Origin of the sequence: Pseudoalteromonas sp. OOF1S-7, from assembly GCF_022347765.1 — a bacterium.
In the GTDB taxonomy this organism is placed as follows: domain Bacteria; phylum Pseudomonadota; class Gammaproteobacteria; order Enterobacterales; family Alteromonadaceae; genus Pseudoalteromonas.
The window spans coordinates 214,500-228,619 of sequence record NZ_JAKRFZ010000006.1 but is presented as its reverse complement, the minus strand read 5'-3'; the positions used below and the strand labels follow the sequence as shown (position 1 = coordinate 228,619).

At 50.2% G+C, this 14,120-nt stretch carries 12 protein-coding genes; 7 read left to right on the top strand and 5 right to left on the bottom strand.

The features are described from left to right. Positions 1–52 precede the first annotated feature (52 nt). A complete protein-coding gene (locus MHN33_RS11530; RefSeq protein ID WP_239398090.1) occupies positions 53–727 on the bottom strand; it encodes a type 1 glutamine amidotransferase domain-containing protein in 675 nt (224 codons plus the stop codon). Between the two features lie 308 nt (positions 728–1,035). Between MHN33_RS11530 and MHN33_RS11525 the strand changes: the two genes are divergently transcribed. The 4 genes from MHN33_RS11525 (at position 1,036) to MHN33_RS11510 (ending at position 4,354) form a co-directional block, all read left to right on the top strand. After that, a complete protein-coding gene (locus MHN33_RS11525) occupies positions 1,036–2,070 on the top strand; it encodes an alpha/beta hydrolase (protein WP_239398088.1) in 1,035 nt (344 codons plus the stop codon). A 127-nt stretch (positions 2,071–2,197) separates the two neighbouring features. Continuing rightward, positions 2,198–2,785 (top strand): hypothetical protein, encoded by a 588-nt coding sequence (locus tag MHN33_RS11520; protein ID WP_239398086.1) that lies wholly within the window; start codon positions 2,198–2,200, stop codon positions 2,783–2,785. 26 nt (positions 2,786–2,811) lie between these two features. Continuing rightward, positions 2,812–4,080 (top strand): S41 family peptidase, encoded by a 1,269-nt coding sequence (locus MHN33_RS11515; protein ID WP_239398084.1) that lies wholly within the window; start codon positions 2,812–2,814, stop codon positions 4,078–4,080. Positions 4,081–4,183: 103 nt separating this feature from the next. After that, the gene (locus MHN33_RS11510; RefSeq protein ID WP_239398082.1) at positions 4,184–4,354 is read left to right on the top strand and encodes a hypothetical protein; all 171 of its coding nucleotides are present in this window, start codon (positions 4,184–4,186) and stop codon (positions 4,352–4,354) included. Positions 4,355–4,410: 56 nt separating this feature from the next. Here MHN33_RS11510 and MHN33_RS11505 read toward each other — a convergent pair whose 3' ends face one another. After that, positions 4,411–5,526: an amidohydrolase family protein gene (locus MHN33_RS11505; protein ID WP_239398081.1), complete on the bottom strand. Its 1,116-nt coding sequence runs from the start codon at positions 5,524–5,526 to the stop codon at positions 4,411–4,413. Between the two features lie 348 nt (positions 5,527–5,874). On the opposite strand from MHN33_RS11505, the gene MHN33_RS11500 reads away from it, so the two are divergent. Further along, entirely contained in the window at positions 5,875–8,295 is a 2,421-nt protein-coding gene (locus MHN33_RS11500; protein WP_239398079.1) for an ABC transporter permease, read from the top strand. 27 nt (positions 8,296–8,322) lie between these two features. On the opposite strand, the gene MHN33_RS11495 is transcribed toward MHN33_RS11500, so the two are convergent. After that, the gene (locus MHN33_RS11495) at positions 8,323–9,714 is read right to left on the bottom strand and encodes an MATE family efflux transporter (protein ID WP_239398077.1); all 1,392 of its coding nucleotides are present in this window, start codon (positions 9,712–9,714) and stop codon (positions 8,323–8,325) included. Between the two features lie 98 nt (positions 9,715–9,812). Here MHN33_RS11495 and MHN33_RS11490 point away from each other — a divergent pair, with 98 nt between their 5' ends. Further along, on the top strand, positions 9,813–10,688 hold the full coding sequence (locus MHN33_RS11490; protein WP_239398076.1) for a LysR family transcriptional regulator: 876 nt from the start codon (positions 9,813–9,815) through the stop codon (positions 10,686–10,688). Here the strand turns inward: MHN33_RS11490 and MHN33_RS11485 are convergent. Further along, entirely contained in the window at positions 10,685–11,254 is a 570-nt protein-coding gene (locus MHN33_RS11485; protein ID WP_239398074.1) for a DJ-1/PfpI family protein, read from the bottom strand. The two genes, MHN33_RS11490 and MHN33_RS11485, sit on opposite strands and share 4 nt — an antisense overlap. 170 nt (positions 11,255–11,424) lie before the next feature. Here MHN33_RS11485 and MHN33_RS11480 point away from each other — a divergent pair, with 170 nt between their 5' ends. After that, positions 11,425–13,593, top strand: coding sequence for a M3 family metallopeptidase (locus MHN33_RS11480; protein ID WP_239398072.1), 2,169 nt, complete (start codon positions 11,425–11,427; stop codon positions 13,591–13,593). Between the two features lie 56 nt (positions 13,594–13,649). Here MHN33_RS11480 and MHN33_RS11475 read toward each other — a convergent pair whose 3' ends face one another. Next, positions 13,650–14,027, bottom strand: coding sequence for a response regulator (locus MHN33_RS11475; protein WP_239398070.1), 378 nt, complete (start codon positions 14,025–14,027; stop codon positions 13,650–13,652). Positions 14,028–14,120: the final 93 nt, after the last annotated feature.

Sequence of the window (14,120 nt, the reverse complement as noted above, 5' to 3'; positions counted from 1 at the left end):
AAGCGGGCCAGCCGTATCCGTCAGAGAAACGACCAGCGTATTCATGGTATATTTACTGTGTAAGATGCTGAGCGAGGGCAACGCCCACAGCGTGTGCACTGGCCGGATTCTGCCCGGTGATCAGGCCCGCGTCTTCAATCACGAATTCCTGCCACGGCTGAACCTTACGGTACTGCGCCGCTTTGCGGGCAATGGCTTCTTCCAGCAAAAACGGAATGCTGCTGATGGTACCAAAATCAATTTCTTCTTCGCGGGTAAAGCAAGTAACTGATTTATCTGCGATGAGCGGCTTCCCATTACTCAGAGTAATGGGAAGCAATGCTGCGGGACCATGACACACCGCAGCAATCACCCCGCCGGCTTCGTAATGCGTTGCCGCCAGCGTGGCAAACTGTTCGTCAGTGGCCAGATCACTGAGCAGTCCAAAGCCTCCAGGGTAAAAGATGGCGTCATAATCGCCAATTTTCAGTTCAGACACACTCATCGTGTTGGCAATTTTGGCCTGTAACTCAGCATCTTCGAGCATCTGCCGATTGATCTGATCGCCTTCTGCGTCAGTGCCATATAGAGGCACCTCACCCCCCTGAATAGACGCCAGTTCATAGCCAATGCCTTGCGCTTTTAATACGTGCACAACATGGGTCAGCTCAGGGGCATAGGTACCGTTCGCCTGATCTGTGTCACCTAAGGTTGCATGGTTTGTGACCGGTATGAGTACTTTTTTCATTGTATCCTCCTGAATGATGTGATCGGATGCGCAGTGCCAGTACGTTTTATCAGCAACGCGCTATGAGTACTCACTGTAGATTATTTCTCAAAAAATGATAATAGACGGAGGAGGTAAACACTTTTGCTATACAGCAAAAGTGTTTACCTGTAAAAAACCATCACAGTGACAAGCCAACCGCCTTTACCCAGGCTTAATTTTTACAGCTAATTACAACTTTCCACACGGCTTTACACCCACCTTGCGGGGCTTTCTATATGGTAGGAGTCTGTTGATAGTTTCGCATTCTAATTAAAGGAGAGATCATTATGTCCAGATGGAGTACTGCTGTATTGGTTGCCTGCGCCTGCATGGCACTGTGTTTACTCAGTGGCTGCCATAACAGTAATCAGGAGCAAGTTGAGGACCGCCTTATCGCATTCAACGCCGACACCAACACGTTAGAAGCCCGGCTGGTCACCCCCAAAAGACATCAGAGCCGAGATGCCATTGTCCTGCTTGTACATGGTGATGGCGCGATGGATCACAGCGCCCATGGCTACTTCGACCCCATTATCACAACACTCACCGACAAAGGATACGCCACGATGTCGTGGAGTAAACCCGGCATTGGTAATTCAAGCGGCGACTGGCTGGCGCAAACAATGCTTCAGCGCGCAGAGGAAGTCCGCAGTGCAATTCGCTATCTCAGGCAAAATGGCTACCCGGATAACCCGATAGGCTTGCTTGGCTTCAGCCAGGCAAGCTGGGTGCTGGCCGAACTGGGTAATGAGCCTGAGTTAAAATTTGCCGCGCTGGTAGGGGGTGCAGCCAACTGGCGAGAACAAAGCCAGTACATGATGTGGCTGCGCCTGATAGAAGAAGAGAAAATCCATGCCGACGACACTGGCATTTGGCAGGAAATTAATGAGCTCACAACGCTGGAATACCAGCTGTTCAAGGCCGGATTTGATGCCTACCGGGGCAGCGACTTACACCTACATCCATTTATGGCAGAACCATTGGAGGATGAAGCCCGCTTTAACTTTGTCCGTGCCAACATCGACTCGGATGTTAGCCGCGGGTTTGCGCATATTCAATTTCCTGTGCTGGCACTGTTTGGCGATTCAGATATGCGAGTGGATGTGGAACACAGTCAGCAGGTGTTTGCCAGCACAGTGGGCGCAGCAGATACACTGGAGCAGAAGGTGATCAGTAACGCATCCCACAGCCTGCTCAAAACCGACCTGCCAATGCGGGCAGCACTGTATTTAAGTGCCGATGATTTCGCGCCGGGTGCGCTGGACACCCTGGTACAGTGGCTGGATACACACGCAAATAGCAAGGTGGCAGAACGGCTTTAGATTTGCGAGCAGGGTGAAGCCTTTACCAGTCGCCAGCCAGGCAAACTTCACCCTCTTTTTGTCATTTGGTTGCACTTCATACTCAAAGTCAATATCTTACGCATAAAACAACTAAAAATATCCCATTATGCTGTACATCATTTTGACACTCGTATTGCTGGCTCTCAGCGCCCTATTGTTCACTTCCAGGTTTAAAGCCTTTACCCACCGTTACGAGGTCGCCTGTAATTTTATCCTGACGTTAATTGCAACCTTAGTGGGTGTATTACTGGCAATTGCGATCAGTAATTACGACGCAGATCGAAAAGAAATCAAAGATCTGATTAAGGTGCTCCACGCTGCAGAAGCCGTCGTTGAGGAAAGCCTGGATTATAGTATCAGCCTTCATGAGGCCTACCAGCAAAACATCGAAGAATATGGCGACAAGCAAGCATTTTTTGCCCGCAATCCACTCGTTTACCCCCAATACCTGGACAATATGCTCACCCAGAATCTGGTCAGCAAAAACCTTTCCCTGGAAGGGTTAAGCGAACTCAATGAGCATCTGATCATCTTGCAGCGCTCTAAAAAGGTTGAACCTGAAGTTTTTATTGCCAGTATGCGCTACATCAAGCAATTACTGATCCTGGAGCGTCGATATCAAAGCGCTGAGCTGTCGGTACAGGATTACCAGCAATTGCAGGACGAATATGAAGAGCGACTGGCAGGCCAATAACAAAACTTACAACATTAAGGATAGTCATGCGTTCACTACTCGTCGCAACACTTCTGGCAGCCTGTGGCATGAGCAATGCTTCAGCCGCCACTAAAACAGATGATAAGCAAAACCTTCTTACACCCACACAAATACAACAGGATCTCCAGAGTTTTATTGACTATGTCCGGCTCGGATACGCCTACCGTGATGATAAGCCGACCAATTTTGCTACTTTTGAGCAGTGTGTTCGTCATCAAAGTGTTGCAATCAAAAGCAAGCTGCAACTGTCAGGGAGACTTAATTACTGCCTGGAACATTGGTTTGATCATCACGCTGACGTTACACCACGACCAAAAGACTATTACCTGCCAATGCCCACGGCAACCGGCTTGTGGGCCGAATGGCGCGATGGGCAAGCTATTATCACCGCGGTTCCCTTTGCCGAATCAGCTTACCAGCAGGGCTTCCGCGCAGGCATGCAGATCCTGAGAGTCGATGGCACCCCCATCGAGCAGGCCATTGAACAAGCGAATACTTCTGGATTTGATACAGCAAAAAGCTGGGTACTGAATCGCCTGTTAACCGGCAAACGAAAGCAAACACTCTCTTTGGAAGTACGCTGGCAACATAAGACTGAAATTAAACTACTGGATATTGAAGCCATCGTGCAGGATGTGATCGCAGAAAAGCCCTTACTAACTCAAAAACGCATTGGCACAATTGGCTATATTCGCCCGGAAAACAGCCTGGGCAATAACGCGTTGATCGGGGCTTTTGACCTGGCAATGGAACAGCTGAAAGATACCCAGGCCATGATCCTCGATCTACGTCACACGCCAAGTGGAGGCAACACAGAAGTGGCAAGAGGCATTATGAGCCGCTTTATTAAATCTCGTCAGGCATATCAGACACATGAGTTGGTCTCTATCGAGCGAGAGTTTGGTGTGAAACGCGCCTGGCAGGAGTTTGTGTTTCCCCGTGGCGACTTCCAGTATGACAAACCGTTAATTGTACTTTGCAACAAATGGACTGGCAGCATGGGAGAAGGCCTGACCATAGGCTTGCATGGCATGGGCCGGGCGACGGTCATTGGCACACAAATGTCACAACTACTGGGTGCCATATACAGTGAAACCCTGCCACACAGTCAGCTCAGCTACATGTTACCCAGAGAAAAGCTCTATCATATTAATGGCACGCCGAGAGAGGCCTTTATGCCGGATATAGTGGTTAAACAGCAACAACACAATCAGGAGCAGGACGCAACGCTACAAACAGCACTGGACTGGCACAACAAGAATCATGCAGATTAATGCGTAAAAAATGTTACAAACAGGCCATTGCCAGTTCAGTCTTTACCCACTAAGTTAAAGGTGTTGCTGAAAAAAGCAACACAACTTAACTAAGGAAAAGACGATGAAATTACAATTAAACAAAAAGCATGTAAAGCAACTGTCAAACGAGGCAAAAGGACTGGACGCAGCATTGACACCCCAGGTTGGTGGTGCGGCACCACCGCCAAGCCACTTTTGTGACACCGTTGGTCAGTGTAACACCCACACATTTGTGACTTTTTATTGCCACTGATACGCGCTGTCTGACCCCGCATATCGGGGTCATTTACACATCGAGTACAACTGTCGTTATTGGCATATCTCAGGCGCCCGATAGCTTAGTCCCATTAAGTCAAAATAGTTCTGACCCAGCGCAATATTACGAAACGCTTCATCGCTGAGGTACTGATTGATACGGCTATTGATCTCGACTTCACGCCGATAGTCCCGCAACTTATAGCCTTTTGCTGCCACAAAATCGCTGCCGGTCAGAATGCGTTTTGGATAGCGATTAAAAAACGCCACGTACTGCTCACGTATCGCCGCATGACGAAAATACGACTCGTACAAAACCCGCCACGAAATGTCCAGTATCAGGTTTGGATAGGTATCTAACAGCCGGGATAATATCGCTATGTGTTGCTGCGGATCCAGCTTAGTTTGCTCCCGCGACAACCCCATATGAACCCAGACAATCGGGTTGTCTGGATAGCGTGACAGTACGTTTTCCATCAAAAACAAATACCTGGTTGGCTCCAGATCGGAGCCAATATCGGCGTGAATAGATAACGGCATAGGTGCCCTGCCGCTATCTGGCGATCTGAGCCTGGCCATAAACGGTGCCCAGTCATCTATTTGCGCAGGATCTGTTGCCCGGTGTGAGTGGTCAAACAATGCTTGTTTAACCAGATTCACCTCTCCCATCCAGGTAAATGCCGGCCCAAACTCGTCGTCCAGTAATGTCATTTGCTGCACTATACGCTGCGGCTCACTGAGATTGGCAAAACTCATCGACAACGTCAGGTGTATATCAGTACTCGGATGCAGCAGCGCATTGGATGCGTTGATAACATCGTTTCTGATGGTTGGCTTGATTTCCCCCTTCGGGCACAATGAAAAACGCTGACAACCACTTTGTGCGCTGAACATCTGCCCGATACCAAACACATTCACAAACAACACGCCAGCAGGCTGAAAATAACCAATCAATTCAGAGTAAGGCACCGCCTCCCCTCCAAAAGGACGAAAGTGCGCATGCGCGTCTACCACAAATGTATAGGGCTGTGTTGCTCGATCATAGCAGGCCTGAGCAGGATCCGATTTAAACTGTGCCAGATAACGTTGACTGCCCGTGCTCTGACAGCCGGACATCAAAGACGCCAAGGCCACCGTCAGCAAAACTGCACGCAACTTATTTACTCTCATGATTATTCTCCCTGCCTGATAGTTAATAGCACCATAACAATACCAACCCGCATTAATGCAAAATCACTGGAGAGACTCAGTCTGTCAATCACTGTTTGAAAAACGGCCTGTTAAGAGCCGAGACCTTAGACACAGGCCCCCAAATTTTTGTTCATGCTCGCGAAGTTTCCCCGCCTCAAGATGGGCTACTTAATTATGCTGATTCGTCTCATTCCGGACTGGCGGTCCGCTTTTGTAATAAGTGACAGCATGAAATATATAACTATTTGTTATTGTTATACAATTTTTCTGGACCATTCTTTGCTGTAGACTCAGTTCTGATCACCGACCGTACAAGGGATATTCACTATGCTACAGCGCTATCGCGACTTTATCTGGTTCACCTGTTTACAGCCAGCGCTTATGCAGCTGCGCCAACATCCGCGCTGGGCCATTAGCATGCTTGCCTTGCTGACACTGACACTCAGTGCTGTGCTCTGTGTAGCTGCCCTGCTCTATCATATCTGGTTTAAGCCGCTGCCCTACCCTCAGCCGCAGCATATCCTGATGCTTGATCATCATCGCCAGGCCAGTGCTGCCGAACTAAACGATCATGGCTGGCCCTACCCTGCTATTGCGCAACTGCAGCGCGCGATGTTACAGCCTGCTTTAGCATCAGGTGGTACATTATACACAAACCCGTTGCTGACCTTTTACTACGCAGAGGAAGTCCCACTGACGACAGGCTACCAGGAAAAAATTAACACCGCGTATGTCAGTGGCGACTGGCAAGCTTTGCTGGGAGCACAATTGATACACGGCCATAGCAATCAATTTTTGGCTACACCAGATGTGCAACCGCAAGGTGCGGTGATCAGTTTTGCGCTGTGGCAAAGCGCCTTCGGCGGTACGCCAGACATATTACAGCACCACCTTAATATCAATGGTGTCAATCACCCAATCCGTGGCGTCGTCAGTCAAGATTATCACGCGCCCGAGCTGTTCAAAGCTGGCTGGCAACCTGATCTCTGGCTTCCCTGGCGCTACAACAACTCTGAATACAAAGGCTACTGGCAAAGCCCAGATCCTCACATACGCGTGCTACTACGTGCACAAACAGCACAGGAGAAACTGACTGAGTTGCAGGGTAAAACCAACGAGTTGGCAGCCTTGTACGCACCAGAACACCTCAGAGACTGGCAAACCCGCCTGACAGGACAACCTCTGACAGCTGCACTGCGTGGCGACCACCCGGTTATTTTAATTGTATTTGCCTGTACGCTGACGTTGCTGTTGCTGGCAAGCCTAAACCTGGCACAGCTGTATTTACTCCAGCTACTACAAAGTCGACATCAGCTGGCCGTACGCTCAGTGGTTGGCGCAAACTACGCAGCGCTGCGTAATACCTTAACTTGTCAGTTACTCTTGCTCATCGCTCCGGCAGTTATGCTCGCTTTAGGCGTAACACATTTGACGTTACAATACAGCGCGGCATGGCTATCTCAGTTTATCTATCAGAGCGAACAACTGGCGCTCAACTGGCCGATGGTTTTGCTGGCAAGCCTGTTGGGGATCGCTATCCTGGCTTTATTTATGGCCTTGAGCCACAGACATTGTCAGTCAGACACCCTGATGCGCAGCCTCAGACGCAGCGGCAAAGGCCAGGCTGCACAATTGTCCCAGACCACCATCCGGCGCTTTGTCGCCTCACAGGTGTTGCTGGTCTCTCTGGCTATTTTGATCTGTGCGCAGTTGGTCTGGGATAATCTCAAACAACTAAGTCATCCGCTGGGGTTCGAAACACAGCAAGTTTATGAGCTGGAATTTAACGTCGCTACACTGGACTGGCAAGGGTGGTCTGCATATGCCCCGATGGCCAAGGCCTTTAAACAAGCCTTATTACAAGAGCCCGGAGTGGTGGCCGCCAGTTTTGCCCGCACTCCGCTCAAAGACGACTTTCAATTTAACGTCACCGCCCCCTGGCGGGATACCCGTTACCTGCCATTTCATCGTAACGTGGATCAGGACTACTTTACGGTGCTGGCACAACGCCTCGTTACCGGGCGCACATTCACCGAACAAGACATTGACGAGCAACGCCCGGTGGTCATAGTCAACCGTACGTTTGCCCAAAAGCTCGGTGGCGAGGTGCTGGGTAAAACCCTGGAAATTGATGGCTCAAAACCCCAGCGCATCATTGCTGTTATTGACGATTTGCAACTGCCGGGTAAACCTGTGCCACCCGCACGCTTTTACTTGCCTAATTTTGGCTCAGCCACCTACCTGCTGGTGAAACTGGCACCCGGGCTGACGCTGAGCAAAACACAGCTCAGCACACTGCTGCAACAGCAGCCCCCACAATTTGTGCTCACTCAGTGGCGGGCGCTGGACGATGAAGTGGCCCACGCGCATCAATACCGGCGGATCACCACCTGGCTGCTGGTCTTCGTCAATCTGCTGATCCTGACCATTACCGCGTATGGTATATACAGTCTGCAAAGTTATGCAGCCTATCTGCAACAGAGCGTGGTTAAAGTACACCTGATGCTGGGTGCAAAACGTCGCCAGGTTTTGCAGGCAAGAGTCCGTGCGTTTTTGCAACCCGCACTGATGAGTATTGCGTTTGCGGTTATCTCAGTTGGCCTGAGCTGGCCCTGGCTTAAAACGTTAATGGTGTTTTCGCCCAGCCCAACACTCATTGCGATAAGCCTGGGCGGTGTGATGGTGACTCTGGTGGCTATCAGCCTGGTGACAGCCCGCCAATATGTGCCTACCAGGCGGTTGCTGTAATATGTAAAGGGGGTTGCCACCCCCTTTTTAGCTGCTAACTACTGAGCTGTGCTTTAACCGAGACAAATCCCGCCACAGCATAGGTGCGACAATCAAAGTCAGTACCAGGTTAGACACAGGCACAGACAGCCAGACCCCGTCTATACCAAACTGCCGCGGCAGCAGGAATAAAAACGGCACCTGAATAGCCATATTACCCAGTGAGATCAATAAGGATTTTGCCCCCTGATCGAGCGCCACATAGTACATTGCGGCAAGAAAAATAAATCCATCCAAAAACACCATCGACAAGTGCAGGCGTGCACCATGTTGCGCCTCGTCCAACAGTGCCTGCTCCTGGCTAAACAAGGCAACCACAACCTCTGGAAAAACATTCAGAAAAAGTACAATTGCCAGCCCAACCGACAGGCTCACCTGACAGGCCAGTTTCAATGTCGCAGCAATTTTCTCTATTTGCCCTGCCCCATAATAATAGCTCACCGGCGGTTGCATCCCGCTGGCTACCCCTTCAGCAAAAAAGTAATAAATCACCCCGATATAGCCGATCAGTGCAAACGCTGCGACATGCAAGGGTTCACCATAAGCCAGTAACTGCTTGTTATGAAGCGCCGTGATAAAAGCAAAATACAGGAACATAACAAGTCCTGAGGCACCCTGAACTAAGGTGCGCCCGGCAAGCATTACAGAGAAGGTTAACCCGCTTAAAGTGAGTCTGACGCGCGCTTTGGCCGAACAAAAGTAGCACAGGGCAAGGATACCCACCAGAGATTGCGATGCCACGCTGGCCCAGGCAGCACCTGCAAGTTGCCAGTGCAACAGCACAATAAACACATAGTCCAATACAATATTGGTAAGTGCGCCAAAAATCAGTAACCGCGTTGCCACGCCCGGGCTGCCGTCATTGCGGATCAGCATGGGCAACGCCCCCGCCGCCATGGTCGCCAACGCCCCCCAGCCGAATACCGACAGGTAGCTGTGGCCAAGCCTGAGTACCTCACCACTGGCCCCTTGCAGATCAAGCAACAGACTGCCACTGGCATAAAGCGCCAGACTGGTTACAATTGCCAGTATCAGCAGCAACCAGATGCTGGTTGCCAGTACTGCCTTGGCCTGCGCAGGGTCTTTAGCCCCGCGAAACAGCGACAGTAAACTCCCGGCCCCAATCCCCACCAGCGTACCCAGGCCGGCTATCAGGCCCACCACGGGCCAGGCGATATTCACGGCGGCCAGGCCATCGGCTCCGATAAAATGACCAACAAATACCCCATCTACAACCTGATATAAGCCATTCACCATCATGGCTGCAATAGCCGGTATGGTATAGCGCCAGAACGTTCGGGCTACCGACTCGCTGCGCTGCTCCGTCGGACCTTTTTGGTCCTGACTGAGCTGTGTTAGCTCCACATTGTGCGTTTGCATAAAATTCCCCGCTCACTGCTAATACCCGCTATTATGCTTAACTACCGGATGAATAAAAGTTAGTTACTATCCGCTTTTCGGATACTTTGGAGATCCTCATGCACTGGACACTCGATCAACTGGAAGCCTTTGTATGTGCGGCCAGAACCGGTTCTTTTTCTGCTGCCGCCCGCAAACTGGGTAAAGCGCAGTCCCGGATAAGCACAGCCATTGCCAACCTGGAAACCGACCTGGGTTTTGAGCTGTTTGATCGCTCAGCCCGCTTACCCGTATTAAATGCGGCAGGACATGACCTGTTCGCAGAAGCAGAAGCCGTGCTGATGCAGTGTCAAAGGTTACAGTCCAGAGCGCTGTCAATGAGCTGCGGCGAGGAGGTATCACTGACCGTGGCCATGGATGAAGCCGTGCCAATCAATGCATTTGAGACCCTGTTCGAGCAACTGTCGCAGCAGTTTCCGTTATTAAAACTGTCACTATTAAACGGCTCACAGGATGACATTGCCGGATGGGTTGATGAACAAAAAGCCGATCTCGGGATCTTATTTCATCAAAAAGCACTCTCTCAGAGCCTGGATTTTACCCCCCTGGGCAGCTTTGAGCAGCGCCTGATAGTGGCCCCCGAGCATCCGCTGGCATCCTGCCCACAACCAACGGTTGAGCAGTTAAATCAGCATCGCCAGTTGGTGATCCGAGACCGCATTGGCAACAGCCAGTCTCAGGCCATCTCCTCCTTTCACTGGCACATCGACAGTTATTACTATATCGCCGGGCTGGTTTTACGAGGTGTTGGCTGGGCGCTGGTGCCAGAGCATGTGGTTAAGTCCCACTGGTTTAACGAGGCCGTCACCACCCTTTCTACTCGGCACATTCCCGGCTCATTGACCGTTGATATGGGCCTGGTCAGGCGCAGGGATAAGGCACAAGGCCCCGTCATTAACTGGCTTTATGACACGGCTTTATCAATGCCACTTTAGAGCCAGTTATAATCCATTTGCCGCGCGGTTTTCACTGCCAGCGTTTTGTCAAAGTGCAACTTTACCAGTTCGAGGCTCATATCTATGCCTGCCGAGATCCCAGCTGAGCTGGTAAAATTCTGATCCATCACAAACCGTTTGTCCTGACACACTTTCAGGTGTGGGTATCTGGTTTGCAATAATGCCAGGTCGTCCCAGTGCGTGGTGACCGATTTACCGTCGATCAACCCCGCTTCGGCAAACAGAAACACCCCAGTACAAATTGACGCACAGCGACGTGTATGCGTAGCCGTTTCGGCCAACCAGGCCAACACCGAGGTGTTATTGATCACTTGCTGATGCTGTCCACCTGCAACGATCAACAAATCAAACCTGGGATGACCATGAATACTGTAATGCGGGTTGACAGACAGGCCACCACGGCAACTGACGGGCGCATGACTGGGCGCAATCAGGCTAACATTTACGGGCTCATCGACAAAACGAGCAGCCGTGCTGAACACTTCAAATGGGCCGCTAAAGTCCAAGACTTCAACGCCATCGTAAATAAAAATACCGATTTCCATTGAATGATCCAGAATGAGGAAGTTTTTGAGCTCTCATAGTGTAGCGCAGATCTTAGCCATTCATATCTTTTTACACTTTGATTTTGGCGATTAATCGAATCCTGATTGCACTTTCATGAAATAGTCTTTTAGTATGCTGACACTAAAATACCAACAAGCGAAATCCAACTATGTTGAAAATGAAACTAACACTACTCAGCGCAGCCGTAATTATCGGACTGGCAGGATGCAGCAGCACACAACAAAGCAGCTCAGCAACACCTACAATCGCTGAAAAACAATATCAAAACCCGCTTTTACAGCCTTTTACCGGTCCTTACCAGGGTGTGCCTCAGTTTGATAAAGTCCAACTGAAAGACCTGGAGCCAGCACTGGATATCGCGTTGGCTGACCACCTGAGCGAAATAGATCTGATCGCAAACAACACCGCACCGGCAACATTTGACAATACTATCGTTGCGATGGAACGTTCAGGTCAGGCACTGGATCGCCTTTTTACCTACTTTGGTATCTGGAGCGCCAACAATTCATCCCCTGAATTTCGCCAAATGCAGGGCGGTCTGATGGCAAAATATGCCAAGTACCGCTCTAAGATCACCCAAAATAAGGCCCTGTTTGAGCGTGTTAAAACAGTGTATGAAAGCACTGAATTTAAACAATTGAGCGCAGAAGAGCAGCGCATCACCTGGCTACAGTACAACAGCTTTGCCCGCAACGGCGCGACATTGGAAGGTGAAGCGGCAAAACGCTACGCCGAAATTAACCTGGCTTTATCAAAGCTTCACGCAGACTTTGCCAATAATGTACTGGCCGACGAAGAAGGCTATGTCGTATACCTGAGCAAAGATCAGCTGTCTGGTCTGCCTCAGTCCTACATTACCTCTGCGGCAGCCGCAGCTGAGGAACGAGGCAAACCAGGTATGTATGCGGTGACCAACACCCGCTCTTCCATGGCCCCGTTCCTGATGTACTCCACTGAACGTGAATTACGTAAACAAGTGTGGCAGAACTACTACAGCCGTGGTAACAATGCCGGTGAGCACAACAACAAAGCCATCATCAATGAAATCCTGACCTTGCGCCACGAACGCGTGCAACTGCTGGGTTATGAAAACTATGCGCAATGGCGCCTTGAAGACCGCATGGCAAAAGACCCGAAAAATGCCATGGAGCTGATGAATAAGGTTTGGCCAGCAGCCATTGCCCGTGTCAAAGAAGAAGTGGCAGATATGCAGGCACTGGCAGACAAAGAAGGCGCAAACATCAAGATTGAGCCATGGGACTATCGCTTCTACTCTGAGAAAGTGCGTAAAGCCAAGTACGATCTTGACTCCAATGAAGTCAAACAATACCTGCAACTGGACAAGCTACGTGACGCCATGTTCTACGTTGCAGGGCGCCTGTTCAATTTTGAGTTCACTGAAGTACCAGAAGGTTCAGTGCCGGTCTTCCATGAAGACGTGCGCGTCTGGGAAGTGACCGATAAAACCAGCGGCGAGCACATTGGCCTTTGGTACTTAGACCCGTTTGCACGTCAGGGTAAACGCTCTGGCGCGTGGGCCACTTCGTATCGCGGCCATACCACCTTTGATGGCAAAACCAACGTACTGAGCTCGAACAACTCAAACTTCGTCAAAGCACCGGCAGGTCAGGCGAGTCTGATCTCCTGGAGTGATGCTGAAACTTACTTCCACGAGTTCGGTCATGCACTGCACTCTTTGTCTTCTAAGGTGAAATATCCGGGTTCAAACTCCGGTGTACGTGACTACACTGAGTTCCAGTCACAGCTGTTAGAGCGCTGGCTGGTCACTGATGAAGTGATCGAACGCTTCCTGGTACACCATGAAACCGGCAAACCTATGCCGAAATCACTGGTAAACAAAATCAAACAAGCGGCCAACTTCAACCAGGGTTTTGCAACCACAGAATATCTGGCGTCAGCCATTATGGATATGAAGTTCCACACCACAGATCCCGCTAAGATTGGCGATCCAGTTGAATTCGAAAGATCTCAGCTGGCAGCTATCGGCATGCCGTCTGAAATCGTGATGCGTCACCGCACTACGCACTTTGGTCACGTTTTCTCAGGTGAAGGTTATTCAGCAGGTTATTACGGATACCTGTGGGCAGAAGTACTGACGTCAGATGCGGCTCAGGCCTTCGCTAGTGCGCCAGGAGGCTTCTACGATGAAGCAGTGGCAAATCGTCTGGTAAATTACCTGTTCTCTGTGCGTAATGCGATGGACCCGGCTGAGGCGTACCGCAAGTTCCGTGGTCGCGACGCAGCGGTTGAAGCCCTGATGTTAGATCGCGGCTTTCCAGTCAACTCTGAGAAGTAATTATAAAGTCTAAAAAAGCCCCGTGATCACGGGGCTTTTTCCCACCACCTGTTCAATTATTCAATGGTGTCTAACAGTTTCATTCTTTTTAATTGATTTTCGAGCGTCGCCAGACTAAATGGCTTGATAACGAATCCATCGACTTTCTGTAGCAACACTTGCTGTACCCGGTCCCGGCCATTTTCGCAGGTAACCATCAGAAGCTTAAGGTCTTTGAGGGTTGGTCTGGAGCGGATTTCGTGGATCAATGTCAATCCATCTACGTGCGGCATGTTGAGATCGGAAACCACCAGCTGGTATATTTTATTATCGAGTAATTCCAGTGCCCGCTTTCCATCTGTGGCTTCATCTATGTCTGTAAAACCTAACCGACGCAGCATGCTGATCATCACATGGCGCATCGGGGTCATATCATCGACAACCAAAATTTTCACTCGTTGCTCCTTAACTCCACCTCTGGTTTGTTTAAAAACTAGACCAAAACAACGATAAAGTCGATTTTGAGGGGCGTCGTTTTGAGAAGCCGA

Coding starts and splice junctions, on each gene's coding strand:
- MHN33_RS11490 (WP_239398076.1), top strand. CDS start 9,813: ATGCACTGGACACTCGATCAACTGGAAGCCTTTGTATGTGCGGCCAGA.
- MHN33_RS11505 (WP_239398081.1), bottom strand. CDS start 5,526: ATGAGAGTAAATAAGTTGCGTGCAGTTTTGCTGACGGTGGCCTTGGCG.
- MHN33_RS11485 (WP_239398074.1), bottom strand. CDS start 11,254: ATGGAAATCGGTATTTTTATTTACGATGGCGTTGAAGTCTTGGACTTT.
- MHN33_RS11495 (WP_239398077.1), bottom strand. CDS start 9,714: ATGCAAACGCACAATGTGGAGCTAACACAGCTCAGTCAGGACCAAAAA.
- MHN33_RS11525 (WP_239398088.1), top strand. CDS start 1,036: ATGTCCAGATGGAGTACTGCTGTATTGGTTGCCTGCGCCTGCATGGCA.
- MHN33_RS11480 (WP_239398072.1), top strand. CDS start 11,425: ATGTTGAAAATGAAACTAACACTACTCAGCGCAGCCGTAATTATCGGA.
- MHN33_RS11530 (WP_239398090.1), bottom strand. CDS start 727: ATGAAAAAAGTACTCATACCGGTCACAAACCATGCAACCTTAGGTGAC.
- MHN33_RS11500 (WP_239398079.1), top strand. CDS start 5,875: ATGCTACAGCGCTATCGCGACTTTATCTGGTTCACCTGTTTACAGCCA.
- MHN33_RS11510 (WP_239398082.1), top strand. CDS start 4,184: ATGAAATTACAATTAAACAAAAAGCATGTAAAGCAACTGTCAAACGAG.
- MHN33_RS11520 (WP_239398086.1), top strand. CDS start 2,198: ATGCTGTACATCATTTTGACACTCGTATTGCTGGCTCTCAGCGCCCTA.
- MHN33_RS11515 (WP_239398084.1), top strand. CDS start 2,812: ATGCGTTCACTACTCGTCGCAACACTTCTGGCAGCCTGTGGCATGAGC.